Annotated in this window: 15 protein-coding genes; 7 read left to right on the forward strand and 8 right to left on the reverse strand. The window is 68.0% G+C overall.

Going from position 1 to position 15,509, the window contains the following annotated elements:
• The first annotated feature begins 126 nt into the window (after positions 1-126).
• Positions 127-1,341: a globin domain-containing protein gene (locus tag AC3IMC_RS09575; protein WP_490918276.1), complete on the forward strand. Its 1,215-nt coding sequence runs from the start codon at positions 127-129 to the stop codon at positions 1,339-1,341.
• A gap of 87 nt (positions 1,342-1,428) precedes the next feature.
• On the opposite strand, the gene AC3IMC_RS09580 is transcribed toward AC3IMC_RS09575, so the two are convergent.
• Positions 1,429-2,919, reverse strand: coding sequence for a YibE/F family protein (locus tag AC3IMC_RS09580; RefSeq protein ID WP_490918277.1), 1,491 nt, complete (start codon positions 2,917-2,919; stop codon positions 1,429-1,431).
• 121 nt (positions 2,920-3,040) lie between these two features.
• Between AC3IMC_RS09580 and AC3IMC_RS09585 the strand changes: the two genes are divergently transcribed.
• Both AC3IMC_RS09585 and AC3IMC_RS09590 read left to right on the forward strand, forming a co-directional pair.
• Complete coding sequence (locus AC3IMC_RS09585) at positions 3,041-3,808, forward strand: alpha/beta hydrolase (protein ID WP_490918278.1); 768 nt, start codon at positions 3,041-3,043, stop codon at positions 3,806-3,808.
• A gap of 5 nt (positions 3,809-3,813) precedes the next feature.
• Positions 3,814-4,638 (forward strand): lysophospholipid acyltransferase family protein, encoded by an 825-nt coding sequence (locus AC3IMC_RS09590; RefSeq protein WP_490918279.1) that lies wholly within the window; start codon positions 3,814-3,816, stop codon positions 4,636-4,638.
• Between the two features lie 97 nt (positions 4,639-4,735).
• Here the strand turns inward: AC3IMC_RS09590 and AC3IMC_RS09595 are convergent, their stop codons facing one another.
• From AC3IMC_RS09595 to AC3IMC_RS09605, 3 genes are all read right to left on the reverse strand, one after another.
• Positions 4,736-5,788 carry a GNAT family N-acetyltransferase gene (locus AC3IMC_RS09595; RefSeq protein WP_490918280.1) on the reverse strand — a complete coding sequence of 351 codons (1,053 nt, stop codon included), beginning with the start codon at positions 5,786-5,788 and terminating at the stop codon, positions 4,736-4,738.
• 2 nt (positions 5,789-5,790) lie between these two features.
• Complete coding sequence (locus AC3IMC_RS09600) at positions 5,791-7,176, reverse strand: glycine--tRNA ligase (protein ID WP_490918281.1); 1,386 nt, start codon at positions 7,174-7,176, stop codon at positions 5,791-5,793.
• A gap of 130 nt (positions 7,177-7,306) precedes the next feature.
• Positions 7,307-8,296: a DMT family transporter gene (locus AC3IMC_RS09605; protein WP_490918282.1), complete on the reverse strand. Its 990-nt coding sequence runs from the start codon at positions 8,294-8,296 to the stop codon at positions 7,307-7,309.
• Positions 8,297-8,328: 32 nt separating this feature from the next.
• On the opposite strand from AC3IMC_RS09605, the gene AC3IMC_RS09610 reads away from it, so the two are divergent.
• The gene (locus AC3IMC_RS09610) at positions 8,329-8,562 is read left to right on the forward strand and encodes an RNA-binding S4 domain-containing protein (protein WP_490918283.1); all 234 of its coding nucleotides are present in this window, start codon (positions 8,329-8,331) and stop codon (positions 8,560-8,562) included.
• 36 nt (positions 8,563-8,598) lie between these two features.
• Here the strand turns inward: AC3IMC_RS09610 and AC3IMC_RS09615 are convergent, their stop codons facing one another.
• Positions 8,599-9,249 (reverse strand): alpha/beta hydrolase, encoded by a 651-nt coding sequence (locus AC3IMC_RS09615; RefSeq protein ID WP_490918284.1) that lies wholly within the window; start codon positions 9,247-9,249, stop codon positions 8,599-8,601.
• A 134-nt stretch (positions 9,250-9,383) separates the two neighbouring features.
• Here AC3IMC_RS09615 and AC3IMC_RS09620 point away from each other — a divergent pair, with 134 nt between their 5' ends.
• Together AC3IMC_RS09620 and AC3IMC_RS09625 are read left to right on the forward strand one after the other, a co-directional pair.
• Positions 9,384-10,181 (forward strand): SGNH/GDSL hydrolase family protein, encoded by a 798-nt coding sequence (locus tag AC3IMC_RS09620; protein WP_490918405.1) that lies wholly within the window; start codon positions 9,384-9,386, stop codon positions 10,179-10,181.
• Between the two features lie 49 nt (positions 10,182-10,230).
• Complete coding sequence (locus AC3IMC_RS09625; RefSeq protein ID WP_490918285.1) at positions 10,231-10,773, forward strand: hypothetical protein; 543 nt, start codon at positions 10,231-10,233, stop codon at positions 10,771-10,773.
• Positions 10,774-10,872: 99 nt separating this feature from the next.
• Here the strand turns inward: AC3IMC_RS09625 and AC3IMC_RS09630 are convergent, their stop codons facing one another.
• Both AC3IMC_RS09630 and mmsB read right to left on the reverse strand, forming a co-directional pair.
• Entirely contained in the window at positions 10,873-12,357 is a 1,485-nt protein-coding gene (locus AC3IMC_RS09630) for a CoA-acylating methylmalonate-semialdehyde dehydrogenase (RefSeq protein WP_490918286.1), read from the reverse strand.
• 30 nt (positions 12,358-12,387) lie between these two features.
• Positions 12,388-13,308, reverse strand: coding sequence for a 3-hydroxyisobutyrate dehydrogenase (gene mmsB, locus AC3IMC_RS09635; RefSeq protein WP_490918288.1), 921 nt, complete (start codon positions 13,306-13,308; stop codon positions 12,388-12,390).
• A gap of 137 nt (positions 13,309-13,445) precedes the next feature.
• On the opposite strand from mmsB, the gene AC3IMC_RS09640 reads away from it, so the two are divergent.
• On the forward strand, positions 13,446-14,354 hold the full coding sequence (locus tag AC3IMC_RS09640; RefSeq protein WP_490918289.1) for a LysR family transcriptional regulator: 909 nt from the start codon (positions 13,446-13,448) through the stop codon (positions 14,352-14,354).
• A gap of 3 nt (positions 14,355-14,357) precedes the next feature.
• On the opposite strand, the gene AC3IMC_RS09645 is transcribed toward AC3IMC_RS09640, so the two are convergent.
• Positions 14,358-15,500 carry a zinc-binding dehydrogenase gene (locus AC3IMC_RS09645; protein ID WP_490918290.1) on the reverse strand — a complete coding sequence of 381 codons (1,143 nt, stop codon included), beginning with the start codon at positions 15,498-15,500 and terminating at the stop codon, positions 14,358-14,360.
• Positions 15,501-15,509 lie beyond the last annotated feature (9 nt).

Genomic DNA, 15,509 nt, shown 5'->3' on the forward strand with positions numbered 1-15,509 from the left:
TTGTTGCAAAGCCGGGCAAATCGGTGATTTCCGTCGAGTGCCAAAAGACCTGTTGCAGGGTTTGGGCCGGTGCTAGCGTGGCGCGGGAACGGCCACCCAGGCAAGACGTTAGAAGGAGACACAGGCATGCTTTCGGACACCTCATACCCCGTGATCCAGGCGACCCTTCCTGTCGTCGGCGAGAGCATCCAGGAGATCGCCTCGCGCTTCTACCGGCACATGTTTCAGGAGCATCCCGAACTGCTCAACGGCCTCTTCAACCGCGGCAACCAGGCCGACGGCAGGCAGCAGCAGGCGCTGGCCGGGTCCATTGCCGCCTTCGCCGGCTTCCTCGTCAATGACCCCACGCACCTGCCGGACCACCTGGTGTCCCGCGTCGCCCACAAGCATGTGTCCCTGGGGCTGGCCCCGGACCAGTACCAGGTGGTCCACGACAACCTGATGTGGGCCATCGTGGATGTCCTGGGCGACGCCGTGACTCCGGAGGTCGCCGCGGCCTGGGACGAGGTGTACTGGCTGATGGCCAACATGCTCATCAACAAGGAGCGCGGGCTCTATGACGCCGTCCGGCTGGGACCTGACACCATCTGGCGCACATGGCGGGTGGCCCAAAAGGTCCAGGAGACGGCCGATGCGGTGAGCTTCGTCGTCGAGCGCACCGATCCACGCGAGGTGAAGCCATCGCTCCCGGGACAGTACGTCACCATCCGCATGGAGATGCCCGACGGCGTCCTGCAGCCCCGCCAGTACAGCCTCACCCAGGCCGATGACGGCCGGCACCGCCGGTTCGCGGTCAAGCGCGTCCGCGGCGAAGGGACTCCGGACGGCGAGATGTCCAGCCTCCTCCACGACCACGTCAACGTGGGCGACGAAGTCACCCTCTCGGCACCGTTCGGGGATGTGGTGCTGGAATACACCGACCGGCCGGTGGTGCTGGCGAGCGCGGGAATCGGCATCACCCCGATGGCCGGCATGCTGTCACACCTGGTGAAGTCCAATTCGCAGCGGAAAGTGGTGTTCCTGCACGCGGACGATTCCCCGGACACCTTCGCCCTCCGGGACCAGGTAAGGGCGGACCTCGCAGCACTGCCGGGCGCGTCGATGGCCACCTGGTTCCTCAATAACGGGGCGGGTTCCATGGGCGACGCCGAGGGAACGGTGCATTCGGGCTTCATGAACGTCCGTGACGTCCAGTTGCCGTCCGACGCCGAATACTACCTGTGCGGTCCGGTCCCCTTCATGCAGTCGGTGCGCAGTGCCCTGGTCGCTTCAGGGGTCCCTGCGAAGGACATCCAGTACGAAGTCTTCGGCCCGGACCTCTGGCTAGCGGACTACCAGTAGGCCGGTTACCGGTACCCCAGGCACCGGGCCTCCGGTCACAGCCCGTCCCCCGGCCCCATCCCCCGGCCCTGTCCCGCTTGCCCCGCGTCAGCCGCGGTCAGCCCGGCGGCCCCGCCGGGTAGCCGGGTCAGCGGGAGGTTCGACGGCGGCGCGCCGGCTGCGTTCCTCAAGCGCGGCTGCGGCGAGCGCGCCGGTGTCCGCGATGTCGTCGGAATGGACGTGCCCGTCGTCGTGCTCCGCGCGCCCCGATGCGGTGCTCGCCGTTGCTGTTGTTGTCCCGGTGGCCTCGATCCTCGTGGCTTTGACCACCAGCACGGCGATCAGTGTGGTGACCGGAATGGCGAGCACCAGCCCGATGGAACCCACAAGTGTCCGGATGACCTCTTCGGAGAGCTCGGCGCTGGTGAGGGTATCCATCAGCGGCCGGTCGTACAGCATGACGATGATCAGGATGGGAAGCGCGGCTCCGGCGTAGGCGAAGGCGATGGTGTAGACGGTGGAGGCGATGTGGTCGCGGCCGATCCGCATCGCCGAGGTGAACAGCTTGCGGGCACTGCTGCCGGGTGCCAGTTCGTAGAGCTCCCACACGGCTGAGGCCTGCGTGATGGTGACGTCGTTCAGCACGCCCAGCCCGGAAATGATCAGCCCGCACAGGATCACGCCCGAGATGGAGATGTTGGCGGAGGTGTTGACCAGCGTGGCGGCGTCGTGGCTGCCCACCCCGGCGAGGTTGGCGGCATCGGTGGCCCACGCGGCGAGCAGCGCCGTGATGCCCAGGCCAAAGATCGTGCCCAGCAGCGCGGTGGAGGTGCGGGCGGAGAAACCGTGGGCAAAATACAGCACGCCGATCATGATCACGATCGAGCCCACCAAGGCCAGCAGCAGGGGCGGCTTCCCCTCGACGAGTCCGGGAAGCATGAAGCTGGCCAGCACGAAGTAGGCGCCCACCAGGCCGACCAGAGCGCGCAGGCCCCGCCACCGGGCGACGGCGATGACCACCACGGCGTAGAGCACGGCAAGCAGGACGATCGGCAGGGTGCGGACGAAGTCCACGAAGATGTAGGCGGGCGAGCCCTGTGCACCGGAGGCGCCCTGCGCGTTCGAGAGGTTCAGGTACCGGATCTGGTCCCCGGGCTTGACGCCGTGGGAGGAGGCAACGTCCGGGTTGATGACCACCTTGACCGGACTCCCGCCTTTGTCCGGCTCGGTGAAGGCGAAGGTGCACTCCGATCCCTTCTGCCCTGGCTGCTGCTGGCCCGAACTTTGCTGGCCCGAACCCTGCTGGCCGGAACTTTGCTGGCCCGAACTTTGTTGGCTGCCTTGCATGCAGCCTTCGGTCACCACGTTCTGGATGGTGCCCGTATCGAAGGTCACCCCCGCGGCCGCGGAGTAGGGGTTTGCGAGGGAGATTCCTTCCTTGCTGCCGGAGGGCCACAGGGCGGCCATACCGGCGAGGGTGAGCAGCGCCAGCGGGATGAGTATCGCCGCGAGGATGCGGTTAGCTTTCCTGCGGGCGGCCATCGCTTGGGGGCTCGGCTCCGAATGTTCCATGGAGGCGTGGGAGTGACCGGCGCCCATCAGCAGTTGAACCTCATGTATTGAACTCTACGTGCGGCGCCATAGGGTTTGATAAATGGACCATCGGGACGGGGAGGTGCCAGGCATGGGCGAGCATGGAACAGGCATGCACGGAACAGGCATGCATGGAACACAGGGCAGCGGTACCCGGGACAGCAGCGCGGTGGCCGCCGGGCAGGTACCGGCAGTCCCCGCCCACCGGCCGGTGCTCAGCGTACTGCAGGCCTCAGGACCCACCCGCGGAGTGGCGCTGGTGCTGCACGGCGGCAAGGCGCACAGCCGCGAACCCGTGGAGGCCCGGCACCTGAGCCCGGCCAGGATGGTTCCTTTTGCCAGGCGGATTCATCGGGCGGGCCGGAAGCACGGCCTGGCGGTATGGTCGCTGCGCAACAGCGTCCGCGGCTGGAACGGCCCGGACATGTCCGCCCTGCAGGATGCGCGCTGGGCGCTGCGGCAGATCGAGGAGCAGCACCCGGGCGTGCCGGTGTTCCTGGTGGGCCACTCCATGGGCGGCCTGACCGCCGTCTGCGCCGCCGACCATCCGCAGGTGGACGCCGTGGTGGCCCTGGCTCCGTGGCTGGGTCCCGAGACCCCGGCCGCCCGCGTGGCGGGCAAGAAGGTCCTGGTGGTGCACGGCACCACCGACCATATGACCAGCCCGGCGCAGTCCCTCGCCTTCGCACGCCGCGCCTCAGCGGACGCGGCAAGCATGCAGTACGTGGCGCTCAAGGGCGTCGGCCATTTCATGCTCCGCAGGATCCGGATTTGGGAGACGCTCACCACCGGGTTTGTCATCAAATCCTTCGCCGAGAGTACCGGGGCGGGTGTCCGGCCGCCCCGGGCCTTCCCGCAGCTGCTGCCGGAATCGTCGGTCCACGTCACCCTGTAACCCTTATGCCCTGGCATCCCCCGTCGAACGACCGTTTCTACCGGTCCATGGTTCGGACTGCGGAGTTCCTGCGCCGGGCTTTCCGCGTGCGGGTGCACAGCTCCGGCACCGAACACCTTCCCCCGCCCGGAGCAAGGCAGGGCCCCTCCCGCGTGCCGGTGCCCGGCTCGGGTGCCGTCTTTGCCATGACGCACTTCGGCTACCTGGACTTCGCTGTCGCCGAGCTGCTCCTGTGGAAGCACTCCGGGGCACAGCTGCGGTTCCTGGTCCACCAGGGCGCGGCGGACCACTGGCTCGCGGGCCCGGCCATCAGCGCCAGCGGACACATCGTGGTGGGCTACACCGACCATTCCGGCGCCTACGATGCGGCGGTGGCGAAGCTGCGGGCCGGCGAATACCTGGCGGTGTTTCCCGAGGCCGGGGTGAGCCGGAGCTTCACGGTCCGCGAATGCAGAACGGGGGCAGTCCGGATGGCGGCGGAAGCAGGCGTCCCACTCATCCCGGTATCCATCTGGGGCGGGCACCGGTTGCTGACCCGCGGCCACGGATTTTCGGTCCGGCGCGGTTGGCGGGCACCAGTATGCGTCCAGGTGGGCGCACCCACACTGTTCCAGCCCGACGTCGACGTGGAGGCGGCCACCAGCACACTGCGCAGGAGCCTCCAGGCAGGGATTGACCGCTGCATCGCCGGCTTCCCGCTGCATCCGGAACCGGGGGCCTGGTGGATGCCCGCGCACCTTGGCGGGGGCGCCCCCACGGAAGCCGAGCGGCAGCTCCTGGACGCGGAAGACGTGCTGGCCGGCCGCCGTCGTGGGCCGCGCAGAAGATAGCCCCCGCCCCAGGCAGGTAGCGCCAGGCGCCGTTGTGACGGTTCACAACGACACCTGGCGCTACCTGGTTGGGTGGGGCTGGTGCCAGCCTGGCCTTCTAGTCCGAGACCACCAGGGTTTCCGGGCCGGCCAGGTGGGCCTTGCCGCTTTCCAGCAGCGGTTCGACGGCGGCACGCAGGGCGGTCATGGCGTCGTCCAGTTCCAGCATCACAGGGTGCTGGTACGCGATGAGCGCCAGGATGTCGCGGACGGCCTCGGCTGCGTCGTCAGCAGCCAGGGCTGGCTCGTGCCCCACGAAGACATCCGTGGGCGTTTCGGCACCCGTGCCCTCTGCGGCGTGGCTTTCCAGGTGGGGTGGTGCTGCATCGGGGTCCGCAGGCGCCGCATAGCTGACGGCGAACGCGCGGATCCGCCCCTTCTTCCCCGGCGCCACGCCCGCGCCGAACGCCGACTCCGGCTGGGCCCGCAGCACGATGGCACCGTGGGCTCCCGTCAGCTCGTCGAGGAACAGTTTCTGCACCTGGCCCACGGACAGCACACCGGGCGAATCCCAGGTGTGGACGGACGTGTAGTACCGCCCCACCACATCGGTCAGCTCAACGGAGCCGGTGGCGAGGTCCATGACGACGTCGGAGCCCGCGTTTTCGCCGCTGACGGGCCGGCCGCCGTAGTCCTTGTCCGGGAACACGGGAAGCTTCAGGGCGCCGGGTTCCACAATCACCAGGCGGGAGCGCTGGATGGGTTTGAGCCCAAAGGCTTCAGCGAAGGCGGCGCCGGCGGTGCCGGGCTCCACCTTGGCCCGCAGCCTGGTGACGCCGGACGGCGCATCGGCGGCCTCGCGGCGCAGCATGGTCAGCAGCGTGGCGCCGATGCCGGTGCGGCGGTGGTCGCGCGCCACCTCGACGTAGGCCCACAGGCGTTCCGGGTGCAGGGACGCCTCATAGACGACGCCGGCGGCGACGGGAATGCCGACGCCGTCGATGACGTCCTCGGCCACGATGCAGCGGCGCCACGGGGTCCCGCCCGTCCCGTTGGAGGACGGCGCGAGGGCGCCGCGGAACTGGCGGGCCTGTGCGGTGTCCGGGTCGCCCCAGATTTCCAGGAGGGCGAGGTCGTCGCCGTCACGCCATTCGCGGTAGTCGATGGCCATGCTCAGGCGCCGATCAGCCGTGCGGCCAGGTAGCCTTCCACCTTGTCCAGGGAGACGCGTTCCTGGCTCATGGTGTCCCGCTCGCGGATGGTCACGGCCTGGTCCTCAAGGGTGTCGAAGTCCACGGTGATGCAGAACGGGGTGCCGATTTCGTCCTGGCGGCGGTAGCGTCGGCCGATGGCTCCTGCATCGTCGAAGTCGATGTTCCAGTTCTTCCGCAGCTGTGCGCCGAGGTCCTTGGCTTTCGGGGACAGGTCCTCGTTGCGGCTCAGCGGCAGCACGGCGGCCTTGACCGGGGCCAGGCGCGGGTCAAGCTTCAGCACGGTGCGGACGTCCACGCCGCCCTTGGCGTTGGGGGCCTCGTCCTCGGTGTAGGCGTCCACCAGGAACGCCATGAAGGAGCGGGTGAGGCCGGCCGCGGGCTCGATGACGTACGGGGTGTAGCGCTCGTTGGTGGCCTGGTTGAAGTAGCTCAGGTCCGTGCCGGAGGCCTTGGCGTGGGTGGAGAGGTCGAAGTCGGTGCGGTTGGCGATGCCTTCCAACTCGCCCCACTCCGAGCCCTGGAAGCCAAAGCGGTACTCGATGTCCGTGGTGCCCTTGGAGTAGTGGCTGAGCTTTTCCTTGGGGTGCTCGAAGAAGCGGAGGTTCTCCTCGCGGATGCCCAGGCCGGTGTACCAGGCCATGCGCTCCTTCATCCAGTACTGGTGCCATTCCTCGTCGGTGCCGGGCTCGACGAAGAATTCCATTTCCATCTGTTCGAATTCACGCGTGCGGAAGATGAAGTTGCCGGGCGTGATCTCGTTGCGGAAGGACTTTCCGATCTGGCCGATGCCGAACGGCGGCTTCTTCCGGGAGGTGGTGAGCACGTTGTTGAAGTTCACGAAGATGCCCTGGGCGGTTTCGGGCCGCAGGTAGTGCAGGCCTTCCTCGCTGGCCACGGGGCCCAGGTAGGTCTTGAGCAGGCCGGAGAATTCCTGCGGCTCGGTCCATTCACCGCGGGTACCGCAGTTGGCGCAGGCAATGTCCTTCAAGCCGTTCTCTGCGGGGCGGCCCTTCTTTTCCTCGTATTCTTCCTCGAGGTGGTCGGCGCGGTAGCGCTTGTGGCAGGAGAGGCATTCCACCAGGGGGTCGGAGAAGACCTCGACGTGGCCGGAGGCTTCCCACACCTGGCGGGGCAGGATCACGGAAGAGTCCAGGCCCACCACGTCCTCCCGGCCGCGGACCATGGACTGCCACCATTGGCGCTTGATGTTTTCCTTCAGTTCGGCACCGAGGGGCCCGTAGTCCCAGGCAGAACGCGAACCACCGTAGATCTCACCGGCCTGGAACACGAAGCCCCTCCGCTTGGAGAGGGAAATGACCTGGTCGAGGACGGATTTTGCTGCCATGGGGGTAACTCCAATTTCTACAGGGCCGCTGGGTGCGGTCCGCGGTTGTCAGGCCCCGGCTGCTGCATGCCTGCGGCACAGGGGCAACGGGCGGGGCGGCTCGGGGAAGATGCGTCAAAAGCTGCGTGTCCTAGCCTACCGGCCGGCGCCTCCGCAGCGCTCCCCGGGGCCAGGGCAGGGTGGCCAGGACGATGGCACCCAGCGTGAGCAGCGTGCCGAGCACGGTGGCGGGGGCCACGACGGTGCCGGGCGCGGGCAGCACGAGGTCCAGGGCCAGCGAGCCCAGCAGCTGGCCGGCGATCATGCCCAGGCCGGTGACCAGAACTCCGAGGCTGCGGACCAGCAGCGCCCCGAGGCCGATGAAGACGCATCCCATGGGACCGCCCAGGTAGTACCACCAGTCGGCAGGCAGGGGGTTTCCGGGGCCGGCCACCGCCGTCTTCACGGCGAGCGCCGTCCAGAGCACGATGCAGCCGGCGACGAAGTTGACCAGCGTGGCAGTGATCGGGGTGCCGTAGTGCACGGTGGCGGTGCCGTTCATGGCCTGCTGGAAGCTCATGAGGAAGCCGGCCGCCACCGGCAGCAGGAGGGGAAGCAGCAGCCCGGCCGCTCCGTCTCCTGTGCCTCCGCTGCTGAACCGGGGCGACACCGCCCAGGCCACGGCGGCGATGGTCAGGATGCAGCCGATGATGCGGATGCCCGTCACGGATTTCTTCCCGGCCGGCCCGATGCCCAGCCGGTCCACCAGCAGCCCACTGACCGTCTGTCCGGTGACCGTGGCTACGGTGAACAGGGCCACGCCGAGGATGCCCACCGTGAAGGACTGGGCAAACACGAACAGGGCACCAATAGCGCCGGCCATCACGTAGATGCGGGGAAAAGCACGGTTTCGGACGGCCGGAAGGATGTTGGCCAGGCCGGCCCGGCCGCGTGGCAGCACCAGGGAAATGATGATCATGACCAGCAACCCTGTGCTGAAACTCACGGCCGCGGCGGCGATTCCGTCATGGAGGCGGGCACCCAGCGCCCCGTTGATGCGCCCCTGGACGGGAATGGCAAGGCCGGAGCCCACGGCCAGGGGCAGGCCTGCGAGTACCGGCAGGCGCGAAGGGGAAGTCATTGGATCCACCTTAGTTCAGGCATTATTGCTCTATGAGCAACCCCATCGACGACGTTCCCATCCGCGACAGCATGATCCGGCTGGGCCAGCTGCTGAAGCTAGCCAACCTCGTGGAGGATGGCGTGGAGGCGGCGGAGCTCATCAAGAACGGGCTGGTCAAGGTCAATGGCGGGATCGAGGACCGCCGCGGCCGCCAGCTGCACAACGGCGACATCGTCACCGTGAACGGCCAAAGCGTCCGCGTCGTCGCGCCGGAGGCCGGCTGACGTTCCCCGGAAGCCGGCCGTCCGCTGTCGTTCTTCCTACTTCTTGAGCACCTCGTGGGTGAGGAACTCGCCCACGTGCCCGATCTCCTGCTGGTTGATGCCGTGCCACATGCCCGTATAGAGCACCTTGGTGAGCTTGACGTGCTTGCGGACCCAGCCCATGGTGTATTCGATCTTGTCCGGAGTGATGACGGGGTCCTGCTGGTCCCGGCCCCAGAACATCGGGATGGTGCCGTCCAGTTCATCGTCCTTGAATGAGGGGTCGCCCTCCGCGTCCACCACGAAGCCTGAGAGTCCGACGACGGCTGCGAAGTCCGTGGGCCGCTGCCGCAGCAGCGTGGTCGCCATGGCCATGCCCATGGAGAACCCGAGCAGCGTAACCGAAGGGTGGCCGGCCCTGATGGTGTCGATCCAGTCGAGGACGTAGGCGGATGCCTTCTTGACCTGCTCCAGGGAATAGTCGATGGACGCAGTGAGCGGGAACCAGGTGAAGCCCGGCCCCATGGCGATGGGTGCGCGGACGGACGCGACGGCGAAGTCCCCCGGCAGCAGGTCCGCCAGGCTCAGGAGGTCCTGTTCGTTGGCGCCGTAGCCGTGCAGGAGCACCAGCAGCGGCTTGCCGTCACGCTGGTCTTCCGGGTGGGACCACAGGACAACGGGGGCAGGAAATACTTGGGCTTCAGTCATGGTTTCCATTCTTACAGTTACCGGAAAGTAGCAACCTACGTTGGCGTAGCCAGCAAACCGGAAGGCAGGATAGGACCGTGACTGACGCAAGCACCCCTCCCGCCGGTTCCCACCCCTGGACCCGGTACGTGGCAATGGGTGACTCCTTTACCGAAGGCATCGGCGATCCCGAGCCCTCAAGCCCCGGCGGCTTCCGCGGCTGGGCGGACCGCGTGGCGGAGGAACTGGGCCGGACCCAGCCGGACTTCGCGTACGCGAACCTTGCGGTGCGGGGCAGGCTGCTGCAGCAGATCGTGGACCAGCAGCTCGCCCCGGCCCTGGAACTGAAGCCGGATTTGGTGACGCTGTCCGCCGGCGGCAACGACCTGATCCGCCCCGGCGGCGACCCCGACGCCCTGGCCGAGAAGCTCGATTCCGTGGTGCAGATCCTGTCCATGGGCGGCGCCACCGTGGTCCTCTTCAACGGCCCGGACACGGGGTCATCCGTGCTCAGCAGGATCCGCAGCAAGGTGGCCATCTACAACGAGAACCTGCGGACCGTGGCCGCACGGCACGACGCCGTCATCGCGGACATGTGGTCGCTCCGGCAGCTGGGCGACCCGCAGATGTGGGACCTGGACAGGCTGCACTTTTCCCCGCTGGGCCACCACACGATTGCGGCCATGGTGCTCGATGCCCTGAACGTCACCCACTCCCTGGAGCCGCTCCAGCCCAAGCCGCTGCCGCCGCGCACGTGGCGCGAGGCACGGAGCGGGGATCTGGTGTGGGCGCGCGAATATTTCGTCCCGTGGGTGCTGCGCCGCCTGCGCCACCAGTCCTCCGGTGACGGCATCACCGCAAAACGTCCGACGCCGGGTCCCGTCTTCGGCCCGGGTGTTCCGTTGGGTTCGGGCGAAGGTCCGGTGGGAACCTCTGAGCCCAGCCGCCGGTAGGGCGCTGCGGGGTTAGGCTGGAAGGACCACACACGAGAGGCGCGGCACCGTGAGCAGCTTGTTTTTCTGGATCATCATCCTGTCCTTCGTCGTCCCCATGGCCATGCGCATGTACCGGCGCTCCATGGCCCGGCGGGACCGGGACCAGGGCTTCCCCGGCCAGTTCCCGGGGCCGGGCGGATTCCAGGGGCCAGGACAGTTCCCGGGTTCGGGCCAGTTCCCGGGTTCGGCGGGGCCGCAGAGCAAGCAGCCCCGCGACGGCTACACCCAGCAGGACTACTTCTCCGGCGGCTTCCGCCAGCCAGGCCAACCTCGGCCGATCGACGCTCCGCAACCGCCGCCGTACCAGTACGGGCAGCCGCCGATGCCGGACCCGCAGTACGGCGTTCCCCAGGAGCCGCCGTTCCAGCAGCAGGCACCGTTCCAGCAGCAGGCACCGTTCCAGCAGCAGGGACCGGCCACTCCCCCGACGCCTGCCGCCCCGCAGGGCTTCCGGGCGCGGAAGCTGGCCGAACTCGACCAGCAGTACAGCAACGGTGAGCTGTCAATGGAGGAGTACATGCAGCGCCGTGGCGACATCATGAACGGCTAGCCACGCTGACGAGTTAAACAGATCGGGGACCGGCTTTTCCGGTCCCCGATCTGTTTAACCGACCCGCTTATCAGGCCTGTTCAATCCACCTGCGGGAAGCTAGTCCACCTGCGGGAAGCCGAGGTCGATCACCGAGGTGGACGGGTCCGGCCAGCGAGTGGTCACCACCTTGCCACGGGTGTAGAAACGGATGCTGTCCGGGCCGTACATGTGGGTGTCGCCGAACAGCGAGTTCTTCCAGCCGCCGAACGAGAAGGTACCCACCGGGACCGGGATGGGGACATTGACGCCCACCATGCCGGCCTCGACGTCGAACTCGAACTGCCGCGCCGCCCCGCCGTCGCGGGTGAAGATGGCCGTGCCGTTGCCGAATTCGTTCTCGTTGACCAGCCGGACGGCGTCGCTGTAGGTGTCGACGCGGACGACCGACAGGACCGGGCCGAAGATCTCGTCGTCGTACACCTTCATCCCGGGCTTGACGTGGTCCACCAGGCTCACGCCGATGAAGAAGCCGTTCGAATCGAACTGCTGCGAGCGCCCGTCAACCACAACGGTGGCCCCTTCGTCCTCTGCCCCCGCGATGTAGGAGGCAACGCGCTCCCGGTGTTCCGCGGTGATCAGCGGGCCCATCTGGGAGGCCGGGTCGGTTCCCGGGCCGATCGTGAGTCCGGCCATGCGGCTGGTGATCGCGCCCACCAGGTCGTCCGCGATGTTGCCCACGGCCACCAGGACGCTGACGGCCATGCAGCGTTCGCCGGCCGAGCCGTAGGCGGCGGACACCGCAGCGTCGGCTGCCATGTCCAGGTCGGCGTCGGGAAGCACCACCATGTGGTTCTTGGCCCCGCCGAGGGCCTGCACGCGCTTGCCGTGGTCCGCTGCCCGCCGGTAGATCGACTGGGCGATGGGCGTGGAGCCGACGAAGCTCACCGCTTTGACGTCAGGATGCTCCAGCAGCACATCCACGGCTTCCTTGTCACCTTGGACCACGTTCAGCACGCCGGCGGGCAGTCCCGCTTCGGCGAAGGCCTCCGCGATGAAGACGGCGGCTGACGGATCCTTCTCGCTGGGCTTCAGCAGCACGGTGTTGCCGCAGGCCAGCGCACTGCCGATCATCCAGAGCGGCACCATGGCCGGGAAGTTGAACGGGGTGATGCAGGCGACGACGCCCACCGGCTGGCGGACCGAGTGGACATCGATGCCACTGGAGACCTGCTCGGAACGCTCGCCCTTGAGCATGTGGGACAGGCCGGTGGCGAAGTCGATGTTCTCCAGGCCGCGGGAGATTTCGCCTTCCGCGTCGGAGAGGACCTTGCCGTGTTCGCTGGTGAGGATCGCGGCGAGTTCGGACTTGCGCTGGGTCAGGATTTCGCGGACGCGGAAGAAGATGGTGGTGCGCTTGGCCAGGCTGGTGGCCCGCCAGGCAGGAAGCGCTGCACGCGCGGCAGCGATGGCTTCCTCTGTCCGGGCCGCGGAGGCGAGGGCTACCTGCTTCTCCTGTTCGCCGGTGGCGGGGTTGTAGACGGGACCGAAGCGCTCGGCGTCGCTGACGCGGGCGCCATTGATGTAGTGGGGAATGGTTTCCAAGGGAGTCTCTTTTCCTGGGGTGCTTGAGGTCTAGTTGGCGGCGGAGGTCTGCTGCGGGGCTTCGAGCGAGCCGTCCACGAGCTTGATGATCATCGAGCAGTCCTTGCCCGCGTCACCGGCGTCGATGAGCCGCTGGAACAGCTGCTGGACGTGCTTGCCGATTTCAAGGGGCGTGCCGGTGTCCTCGGCGGCACTGATGGCCAGCCCGATGTCCTTGTTGGCCAGCTCAGTGGTGAAGGTGGGTGCGAAATCGTTGTTCGAGGCCGCGGTGGGAACGACGCCGGGCACCGGGTACCAGGTCCGCAGCGCCCAGGAGTCACCCGAGGAAACCGAAGCGATGTCCCAGAAGACCTGCTTATCAAGGCCGAGCCGGTCGGCGAGCACGGCACCCTCGGCGGTGGAGGCAAGGTTGATGAAGAGCATCAGGTTGTTGCAGATTTTGGCGGCCTGGCCGGTGGTTGCTCCACCGGTGGGAATGATGTTGCCGGCCATCGGCCCGATGTAGCCCGTGGCATCCGCAACCGCACCCTCTTCACCGCCCACCATGAAGGTGAGCGTCCCGGCTTCGGCGCCGCTCATGCCGCCCGAGACCGGGGCGTCCACGAAGCGGAAACCGGCGGCAGCAGCGGCGTCGTGCAGTGCCTGGGCCGAGGCAACGTCGATCGTGGATGAATCGATGAGCAGGGTGCCGGTGTCCGCGTGGGCCAGGACGCCGTCCTCGCCGAGGTAGACCGCCCGGGCATGTTCGCCCTTCGGCAGCATGGTGAACACAGCATCCGCGCCCTCGACCGCCTCGGCGATGCTGCCCGCAGGCTTAACGCCGCCCGCCTCTGCGGCCGCCAACGCCGCCGGGTTCAGGTCGAACCCCCGGACGTCGTGCCCGGCCTTCGCCAGGTTCACGGACATGTGGCCGCCCATGTTGCCCAAACCAATCCAACCGATGACTGCCATGCCTAAGCTCCTTTGCTTTCCATTCCGGCGTTGCTGCCGGCAGTTCTGTGTCAACCATCACACCCTGCTAGAGTGCAATCAAGGGGAAAAATCACAGACGCCATGTGCATTGATGCACATTGAGGAAAGGGTCCCGCGTGGACACGAGACGGCTGCCAAGCCCCGATGACCTGCTCATCCTGCTCACGGTGGCCCGCCTGGGCCGGTTCAACGCTGTGGCGGAAACGCTCGGTACCACCCACACCACCATTTCGCGCCGGATCCTTGCACTGGACAGGCAGCTGGGTGGCCGGACCCTGGAACGGAGCCCGCACGGCTGGGAGCTGACCCAGCTGGGGGCCGCTGCGGTGGAGGCGGCGGAAGCGATCGAAAACACGCTGGGCTCGCTGTCCGGCGTGATCAGCCAGGACCAGAGCGCCCTGGCCGGCCTGGTCCGGGTGGCCACCACGGACGGCGTCGGGGCCGTATTCGTCACCCCTTCGCTGGTGCGGCTGCAGCAGCAGAACCCCCAGCTGAACATCGAGATGCTCAGCGCCACGCGGAAAGTCAGCCAGAACCGGTCCGGCGTTGACCTGGAGATCGTGGTGGGCCGGGCCGACGTCGCCACCGCGCAGACTATCTTCCTCAGCAACTACTATCTGCGCCTGTATGCCGGCGCCGGGTATGCGGCGCGGCATGGGCTGCCGGAAACGCTCGACGACGTCGGGCAGCATGGCTTCGTCTCCTACGTCGAGTCCGCGCTCCAGGTGGAGGAGCTGGGGCACCGCTGGTCCTCCCAGCTGCCGATGCCCCGGACCAGCTTCCAGGCCACGAGCGTGTTCGCGCAGGTGGAGGCGGTGCGGCAAGGCGCGGGCATCGGGCTGTTGCCGAACTTCATGGTCGCCGGCCAGCCGGACTTTGTTCCGGTGCTGGCCGGCGACTTCGAGCGGCAGCTGCCCATTTGGGCCGTGGCGCGCCCGGAATCGCTCCGCTCGGCCGCAGTGCAGGCGGTGATCGCCGCTCTGAAAGAGGAAGTGAAGGACCGCGCCGCGCTGCTGGCGGGTTAGGCCTCAGGCCTGGAAGAGCCGCCGCACCACCTGCCCGGACGCGAGCGCGTCCAGGCCCTCGTTGATCTCGGCCAGCGGCCGGGTATCGGTGTGCAGCAGTTCCACCGGCAGCCTGCCCTCCCGCCAGTAGCCCAGGTATTTCGGGATGTCGCGCCCGGGCACGGCATCGCCCATGTAGGAGCCCAGGAGCCGTTTACCGGCACCGGCGAACTGCAGGGCCGGCACCGTCAGCTGGGCGGAAGGATGCGGCAGTCCCACCGGGACCACCGCCCCGCCGCGGGTGACCTGCTCAAGGCAGGACGCGATCACGGCGGCCGAACCCACCGCCTCGATGGCAACATCCACGCCGTCGCCCGCAGCTTCCGCGATCAGCCCGGCAGCCTCCTCCGGTGTTCCCACGGCGGTGGCACCGGCGTCGCGGGCCAGCTGGTGCTTGCCGGGGTTCGGATCGATCGCGATCACGCTGGCGGCGCCGGCGATACGGGCCGCCATCACGGCGGAAAGGCCGACAGCACCGAGGCCGAAGACCGCCACGGACTGACCGGGGCGGACGGCGGCCGTGTTCAGCACGGCGCCCATCCCGGTGAGCACGGCGCAACCGAACATTGCCGCGACAGTGTCCGGGACGTCGTCGTCGATCACCACCACCGACTCCCGCGCCACCACCGCGTAATCGGCGAAGGCCGAGACACCGAGGTGGTGGTTGATGCGCTCCCCCGTGGGCGTCCGCAACAGTGCTTCCCCGTGCAGCAGGTCACCGGAACCATTGACCTCTGCCGCGCGGTGGCAGAGGGCGGGCCTGCCGGACCGGCATGCCCGGCAGTCACCGCAGCTGGGGACGAAGACCAACACCACATGGTCGCCCACGGACACGTCCACCACGCCCTCGCCCACGGACAGCACGCGTCCCACCGCCTCGTGGCCGAGCGCCATGGGAAGCGGGCGGACCCGGGAGCCGTCCACCACGGACAGGTCCGAATGGCACAGGCTGGAGTAGGTGATGGCAACGCCCAGCTCGCCGGCACGGGGTTTGGGAGACTCCAGTTCCTCCACCACCAGGGGGTGGGCAGCCGCGTAGCGGGGCTGCCCCGATCCTGCCCCCGGCGCGGGGGCGGGAACGGTGGCATACAGGACGGCGGCCTTCATGCGGATCCT

This window comes from Arthrobacter sp. E70 (assembly GCF_058266945.1).

Coding starts and splice junctions, on each gene's coding strand:
- AC3IMC_RS09575 (WP_490918276.1), top strand. CDS start 127: ATGCTTTCGGACACCTCATACCCCGTGATCCAGGCGACCCTTCCTGTC.
- AC3IMC_RS09580 (WP_490918277.1), bottom strand. CDS start 2,919: ATGGGCGCCGGTCACTCCCACGCCTCCATGGAACATTCGGAGCCGAGC.
- AC3IMC_RS09585 (WP_490918278.1), top strand. CDS start 3,041: ATGCATGGAACACAGGGCAGCGGTACCCGGGACAGCAGCGCGGTGGCC.
- AC3IMC_RS09590 (WP_490918279.1), top strand. CDS start 3,814: ATGCCCTGGCATCCCCCGTCGAACGACCGTTTCTACCGGTCCATGGTT.
- AC3IMC_RS09595 (WP_490918280.1), bottom strand. CDS start 5,788: ATGGCCATCGACTACCGCGAATGGCGTGACGGCGACGACCTCGCCCTC.
- AC3IMC_RS09600 (WP_490918281.1), bottom strand. CDS start 7,176: ATGGCAGCAAAATCCGTCCTCGACCAGGTCATTTCCCTCTCCAAGCGG.
- AC3IMC_RS09605 (WP_490918282.1), bottom strand. CDS start 8,296: ATGACTTCCCCTTCGCGCCTGCCGGTACTCGCAGGCCTGCCCCTGGCC.
- AC3IMC_RS09610 (WP_490918283.1), top strand. CDS start 8,329: ATGAGCAACCCCATCGACGACGTTCCCATCCGCGACAGCATGATCCGG.
- AC3IMC_RS09615 (WP_490918284.1), bottom strand. CDS start 9,249: ATGACTGAAGCCCAAGTATTTCCTGCCCCCGTTGTCCTGTGGTCCCAC.
- AC3IMC_RS09620 (WP_490918405.1), top strand. CDS start 9,384: ATGGGTGACTCCTTTACCGAAGGCATCGGCGATCCCGAGCCCTCAAGC.
- mmsB (WP_490918288.1), bottom strand. CDS start 13,308: ATGGCAGTCATCGGTTGGATTGGTTTGGGCAACATGGGCGGCCACATG.
- AC3IMC_RS09645 (WP_490918290.1), bottom strand. CDS start 15,500: ATGAAGGCCGCCGTCCTGTATGCCACCGTTCCCGCCCCCGCGCCGGGG.